We start from the raw sequence: 6,834 nt of genomic DNA, 5'->3' as shown, positions 1-6,834 counted from the left end.
ACCCGCGCTGCTTTACCATGTGGATGTCCGGAGCAGGCGTGAAGGCCGGCCTGAGCTACGGAGAAACGGATGACTTCAGTTATAATATTGTTAAAGACCCGGTTCATGTACATGACTTCCAGGCAACTTTGTTGTACCTTATGGGGATTGATCATGAACGGCTGACCTACAAATTCCAGGGCAGGCGTTTCCGGCTAACGGATGTAGAGGGAAAGATTGTGAAAGGCATATTATCTTAGCAGGAAGAAAAGCGTTAACAATATCGTCATCATAAAAAAAAGCTGCTAATTCCACATGACTTCAAGAAGAAATTTTATCCGCAACACAGCAATGGTATCAGCACTGGCCGCTACCAAACCGGTACATGGTTTTAACATCCTGCATAAGGACAAAGCCCCGGATGAAACCATTGTGGGCCACGGACAATACACCTACAAGGTAGATAAGAACTGGGCCAAGATCAGCGTGAACAACACACCGCTGATGAACTGCCATGAAATGGTGCAGGACAGCAAAGGACGCCTGATCATGCTGGGCGATAGTACGCACAACAATGTGCTGATCTTTGATAAGTCCGGCAAGCTGCTGGATTACTGGGGCCACGGATTTCCGGGCGGGCATGGCCTTACGCTTTCACAGGAAGGCGGCGAAGAATTTTTGCTGATCACAGATTGCGGCTGGTACCAGGACCGGGACGGCTCCAATAAAGGACAGGCCGGACAGGTAGTAAAAACAGATCTGACCGGGCGCTTAATATTTTCCATTGGCCACCCGCGCACCATTGGTGTTTATAAGGATGATGAAATGTTTAAGCCCACTGAAACAGCAGTAGCGCCTAACGGTGATATTTATGTGGCAGATGGTTACGGCTCTGACTACATTATTCAATACAACAGCAAAGGCCAGTACATCCGGCATTTTGGAGGCCATCACAATGCCAACAAAGCGCATAACCTGGTAAATGCCCACGGCGTATCTGTGGACCTGCGGGATAAGAATAATCCAACACTCGTTTGCACATCGCGCGAAGAAAATTGTTTTAAAATATTTACGCTGGATGGCAAGTTCATTAAACAGGTAGATATGCCGGGCATGTATGTGTGCCGCGCCGTGATGAATGAAAAGGAATTATATGCCGGTGTATGCTGGTCAAAAGATGCAAAAACAGGCGAACGGTTTAATAACTCCGGCTTCCTGACCATACTGGATGCGGATAACAAAGTAATATCCAACCCGGGTGGCACTGCGCCGGTGTATAAAAACGGTGTGTTACAGCAAACCTTCCAGGCGCCAACGCCGGTTTTCAACCACGGGCATGATGTATGTGTGGATGATGAAAAGAACCTGTACCTGTGCCAGTGGAATGCTAACCACACGCCACCCGTTAAATTAACACGCGTTTAATGTTATTGAATATTTTCACTTTTGCGGGCAGGCTGCATCCGCTGATAGTGCACCTGCCCATTGGTTTTCTGCTGCTGGCGGTGCTGTTTGATATATTGGGATATACCAAACAGTATGCGCACCTGCGCAGCGCTGTACCGCTTACGCTGCTGGCTGGTTTTGTAATGGCGCTGCTGGCCTGTGTGTTTGGGTATATGCTTTCTTTAAGCGGGGATTATGACCGTACTACCTTAAGCCATCATAAGCTGGCGGGCATTGGCCTGGCAGTGATTGCAGGCTTGCTGTTCCTGCTCACTACTCAACGTTTCAAGGCTGTATACACGGTAACGCCTACACTCTTTTCAGCATTGCTGGTAGGGCTGTTTGGTTTAATGGGATATGCCGGCCACCAGGGCGGCAACCTTACACATGGCAGCGATTACCTGAGCATGGCCGTATTAGCATACCGGGAAAGACCCAAACCCACCAGCGTGGAGCAGGCCATGATCTATGAAGATGTGGTGCAGCCCATGCTGGTAAAGAAGTGCGGACAATGCCACCAGCCCGGTAAGTTAAAGGGCAACCTCTCTGTACAGAACTTAAAAAGCCTGCTGAAAGGAGGTAAGAACGGCCCTGCAGTAGTAGCCGGCAAACCGGATGAAAGTGAATTGTATAAACGTATCACCATGGACCCTGCCCATGAAAAATTTATGCCGGCAGATGGTAAACCGCCGCTGGCAAAAAGAGAGGTGGAGATCATTCACTGGTGGATAGAAAAAGCTATGGCCGCAGAAGGCGCGCAAATAGCGGTTTTGAAAGATAATGCTGCTATAAAACCGAAGGTAGCAGCCTGGCTAGGCTTAGGCGGCGCTGCTGCGCCGGAAGAAGAAAATGAGGCCGGTATTGAACAACACATTAATCCTGATATACCTGTTGCTGTGGATATGGGGCTGGTAGAAAACCTGCGCCGCAAGGGCCTGACGGTACGCATTATGTTACAGCACCCCGCCATGCTGGATGTAACATTGCCCGCTGGCTCCGGCAAAAGCATTGCTGATATAAAAGGTGACCTGGCAAAAGTGGGGAAGAACATCATTTGGCTGAACCTGTCTGATAACAACTTTTCCGATACGGACCTGGCTTTCCTGGGCCAGCTAACGAACCTGGAAAAGCTGCGTTTGGAGAAGAACCCGATCGCAGATGGTATCAGCGATCATTTAGCTGCCTTAAAACACCTGGAAGCCGTGAACCTGAATGAAACCAGGATCAGCGCCGTGTGCGTGAACAAGCTGGAAAAAACGCAGGGCGTTAAAAGGGTATATAGCTGGAAAACAGCAGCGCCGCAAACTGCGGATTAAAATAACTGATAGTGCATTTTAAAGCCGGCCGGCCGTTTCAGCGTAAGTTGAGGCGGCCTTTTTTCGTGTAAGGTGTCCGGTACTCAGCCAGAAGTACTGCCTTTATTTTTGCAGGTCCGGCGTTGGATCTGCAAAAAAGAAAGGTTAGCTAAAAAGGCAGTAAAAAAAGCGGCTGCGTCATCGCTGACACAGCCGCTTTATGTTGAAAATATACGCGTGTAGGGAAAATCTATAACTCTATTTTCTGCTGCTGTCTGGCAATGCGGTAAAGGATCCACCCCATTAAGGCAAAGAACGCAACTGCCAGCACATAATAACCGCCCTGGCCCAAAGCATGGCTCATGCCCTCTTCCAGGTTCAGGCGGGCCATTAAGGGGCCCGTAGCATTCATGCCGGATAACACTGCTATCAATACACCCGCAACTGCGCCACCTGCTACCAGGCCGGTAGCAAACAGGTTGCCTTTACCTAATTCCTCTTCTTCTGCAGATACGTGGATGTTCTTCTTTTTCTTCTGATGATCTACTACGCCGCGGATAGCGCTACCCAAAAAGATAGGCAGGGTAGTAGACAACGGCAGGTATGCACCAATAGCAAAAGATAAGGATTTAATACCGCACAATTCCATGGTAATAGCCAGGAACACGCCTACCACTACATACTGCCAATCCAGGCTGGATGACTGGATCCCTTTGATCAGGGTAGCCATGAGCGTACTTTGCGGCGCCGGGAAGTAAAGGCTGCCAATAGCATGCGCATCAGGCGCCATACCTTTAGCGATCATATCTGTTGTAGGCTTGTCCAGGAATTTTATTGTTAAACCAATAATAATAGAGGAAACAATAGCGCCAATAAACAATGCTATCTGCTGGTATTTAGGGGTAGCGCCTACAATGTAGCCGGATTTCAGATCCTGAGAAGTACCGCCGGCGTTAGCCGCTGCAATACAGATCATGCCCCCTACTACCAGCGCCATAGGCTCATACGCCTTACCGCTCCAGCCTATGGCAATAAACACCAGGCAGGTAGCCATAAGGGTGGCAATGGTCATACCGGAAATAGGATTGTTGGAAGTACCGATCAAACCCACAATACGGCTGGACACTGTTACGAAGAACGCGCCAAAGATCACTACCAGTAAGCCTATCAGTAATTTCTGACCAACGGAATCACCGGGTAGCTGCGGCAGGAAAGCCATGAGTAATACCAGCAGTATGCTGCCAATGGCTACTATTTTAATATTAAGATCCCTTTCCGTGCGCGGTACATCCCCTTTGTTTGCTTCCACTCCATCGCGGCTAAGAGAGCTGATGCTGCCTTTAAAAGAAGAAACAATGGTAGGAATGGTTTTGATAAGCGTAATGAAACCACCGGCTGCCACTGTACCTGCAGCTATTTGCCGTACATAGGCATAATAAATAGCAGAGGAGTAGTTGGCAAAAGTATGGGTGGCAGGGTCCCAGCCGCCTTGTCCGCCCGGTGTGGTAAGGCTGGCCAGGTAGCCCAGCTTCACCAGCTGGGTCGCAATAGCATCTGCCGGTACCAGGGTGGCCAGTAAGGGGATAATGGCCAGCCAGGCCAGTACGCCGCCGCCTACCAGTACGCCGCCAATGCGCGGGCCTATGATATAACCTATGCCCAGGTATTCCGGTGTTATATCCGCACTTACGCGTGCGGAAGGCAAAAACCGGTTTACCTGTTTGGTCATATAAAAAGGGGTTTCCGCAATAACATGCAGGATCTTTTGCAGGATAGCATACACGAAAGCAAAGCCTAAGCCGTAAAAAGCTGTTTTAGCAAACTCTCCGCCTTTTTCACCGGCTATCAGCACATCGCCGCAGGCGGTACCTTCCGGGTAAGGCAGGGTGCCATGTTCCTTTACGATGAGGGAGCGCCGTAGGGGGATCATCATGAGCGTACCCAGGATACCTCCAAAAATGGCCAGGATGAAAATGGTGATGTAATCAAAGTAATTGGCGCTGCTGGGGAGCGACAGGAACAGAAATCCCGGCAGGGTAAAAGCCACGCCACCTGCAATGGTTTCACCGGCGGACCCCGTGGTTTGAATAATGTTGTTTTCCAGGATGGTGGTCTTAAAAAATTTCCGGCCCAGGGTAATGGCAATTACCGCGATGGGGATGGATGCCGTAACGGTCAAACCTGCTTTGAGCGCAAGGTACACAGTAGCGGCGCCGAAAATAATACCAAAAATACAGCCCAGTACAATGGACTTGACTGTAAGCTCCTTCATCTTTACGTCAGGAGCAACAAAGGGTTTAAAGTTAGTATCTGCCATGATTTATTGATGGTGTATGTTTAATGTGCTGATGTGATTACCTCACTCCATTCATCCATTTCTTCAGGAAGCCGGAGAGCAGGAATAGCAGGATGGCAGCTACCCCGGGCAGTATGGCAAAGAGCATGAAGAACTCATACAGGTTATGAATGGTAAAACCGGCAAACTGCGGGTAAGCTGATGGCAGCTTTAGTGTTAAAAGCTGTTCCTTTAACTGGCTGGTAACGGCAACGGTACCGTTCAGGATGCCCTGCAGGTCAATATTGTTCTTAGCAGCTATGTCAAATTTTTCACCGGTAGGCGGTAACAGGGTGCCCAAAGTGCCGGCTAGTGCATAACCGGAGGCATTGGATAAAAAGAATACGCCCATAAGCAGGGAGGTAAAACGGTGCGGCGCCAGCTTGGATACCAGGGAAAGCCCGATGGGTGATACACTCAACTCGCCCACGGTGTGGAAGGTGTATAATACGATCAGCCAGATCACGCCCATTTTTTCATTACCCAGGTTTTTCACCTGCATGGCAATAACATAATATCCTACAGCCAGCAGGAAAAGGCCCATGGCCTGTTTTACCGGGGCAACGGGATCCATTTTAACCTTTTGCAGCTTCAGCCACAGCCAGCTGAAAGGCAGGGCCAGTATAATTAAGGTAAGGGATTGTGCATTTTGTATGAGGCTGGGCGGCATATTCCAGCCAAAGAGGTGACGGTCTGTCTGCTGATCAGCCACAAAGGTGAGGGAGGAGCCGGCTTGTTCAAAACAAGCCCAGAAGAAGATCACGAAGAACGATACGATGTATATAACAATGATGCGCTGTCTTTCTACACCGTTAAGGGATTTATCGCTTAGTATTAATCCCGCCAGGGCTATACCGGTACTGTAAATAAATGCATACAGCACGTTTACGCCCACCAGCCAGTGAAAAGCAGATACCAGTACCAGCAGCGCTATTATGGTAATAATAACGGCCTGGGTGCTGAACTGCGCCTGGGCAGCCTCGCCCTCCATTTCATGCTGCTTTTTGGGTTTGGTACCCACAGGCTTGCCTTCCGGGCTTACTACAAATTTATCTTTCAGGAAATAGAACATAACAGTGCCTACCAGCATGGCTATGCTGGCAGCCAGGAACCCCCATTTAAAAGCGGTTACATCGCGGGTACCGTCTGCATGTTTAATATCGCCCAGTATGGGACAAATGGTAATACCCAGCAAAGCGCCCAGGTTAATACCCATATAAAAAATGGTGAAGGCAGAGTCCAGGCGGTTATCATTTTTAGGATACAGCTGGCCCACCATAGAGGAAATGTTTGGTTTAAAAAAACCATTACCCAGTATAAGTATTACCAGGCCGGCCCACATTACCATCCGGGCAGTAGGCAGGTCTGTTGCATACAGGATACCACTGCCGAACATGAATAACTGTCCTAACGACATGGTGAGGCCCCCTATAAGTATACAGGTACGGTTACCCAGGTAACGGTCTGCTATAAAACCGCCCAGAATGGCCGTTAACCAGCCCATGCCTAAAAAACCGCCATATATAATAGAGGAATCTTCTTGTGTAAAATTCAGCGCGCTTACCAGGAAAAGTGTGAGCAGGGCCCTGTTGCCATAGAAAGTAAACCTTTCCCACATTTCAGCAGAGAATAAAACTGCCAGCCCTTTCGGGTGTCCTTTTCGTGTAGTGGTAGTAGGAATAACAGGTTCTTGCATAACCGCAGGTTGACTCATAAAGGTCAGGTTTTGGTTGTCTTGTTGTTTGTGTAATAGAATTGTAAAGCGGCAAGATAAAGAAA

5 protein-coding genes are annotated in these 6,834 nt (G+C 48.9%); 3 read left to right on the top strand and 2 right to left on the bottom strand.

Annotation, left to right across the window (positions count from 1 at the left end; all coding sequences use genetic code 11):
* The 3 genes from KVT36_RS27580 to KVT36_RS27570 all read left to right on the top strand — a co-directional run.
* The coding region (locus KVT36_RS27580; RefSeq protein ID WP_217606668.1) for a DUF1501 domain-containing protein at positions 1-239 on the top strand (239 nt) is incomplete at its 5' end.
* Between the two features lie 55 nt (positions 240-294).
* Positions 295-1,404, top strand: a complete 1,110-nt coding sequence (locus KVT36_RS27575) for a 6-bladed beta-propeller (protein ID WP_217606667.1) — start codon at positions 295-297, stop codon at positions 1,402-1,404.
* Positions 1,404-2,741 (top strand): DUF2231 domain-containing protein, encoded by a 1,338-nt coding sequence (locus KVT36_RS27570; RefSeq protein ID WP_217606666.1) that lies wholly within the window; start codon positions 1,404-1,406, stop codon positions 2,739-2,741. Before KVT36_RS27575 ends, KVT36_RS27570 begins: the two co-directional genes overlap by 1 nt.
* Positions 2,742-2,970: 229 nt before the next feature.
* On the opposite strand, the gene KVT36_RS27565 is transcribed toward KVT36_RS27570, so the two are convergent.
* Together KVT36_RS27565 and KVT36_RS27560 are read right to left on the bottom strand one after the other, a co-directional pair.
* Entirely contained in the window at positions 2,971-5,037 is a 2,067-nt protein-coding gene (locus KVT36_RS27565) for an OPT family oligopeptide transporter (protein WP_217606665.1), read from the bottom strand.
* A gap of 37 nt (positions 5,038-5,074) precedes the next feature.
* Positions 5,075-6,751 carry a peptide MFS transporter gene (locus KVT36_RS27560; RefSeq protein ID WP_217606664.1) on the bottom strand — a complete coding sequence of 559 codons (1,677 nt, stop codon included), beginning with the start codon at positions 6,749-6,751 and terminating at the stop codon, positions 5,075-5,077.
* Between the last annotated feature and the right edge of the window lie 83 nt (positions 6,752-6,834).

The organism is Chitinophaga sp. GbtcB8 (assembly GCF_019091455.1).
Taxonomy (GTDB): Bacteria; Bacteroidota; Bacteroidia; order Chitinophagales; family Chitinophagaceae; genus Chitinophaga.
The sequence above is the reverse complement of the archived record's forward strand: the minus strand, read 5'-3'. Positions and strand labels throughout refer to the sequence as shown.

Excerpts from the sequence above, each read along its gene's own strand:
- KVT36_RS27575 (WP_217606667.1), top strand. The coding sequence starts at position 295 with ATGACTTCAAGAAGAAATTTTATCCGCAACACAGCAATGGTATCAGCA.
- KVT36_RS27570 (WP_217606666.1), top strand. The coding sequence starts at position 1,404 with ATGTTATTGAATATTTTCACTTTTGCGGGCAGGCTGCATCCGCTGATA.
- KVT36_RS27565 (WP_217606665.1), bottom strand. The coding sequence starts at position 5,037 with ATGGCAGATACTAACTTTAAACCCTTTGTTGCTCCTGACGTAAAGATG.
- KVT36_RS27560 (WP_217606664.1), bottom strand. The coding sequence starts at position 6,751 with ATGCAAGAACCTGTTATTCCTACTACCACTACACGAAAAGGACACCCG.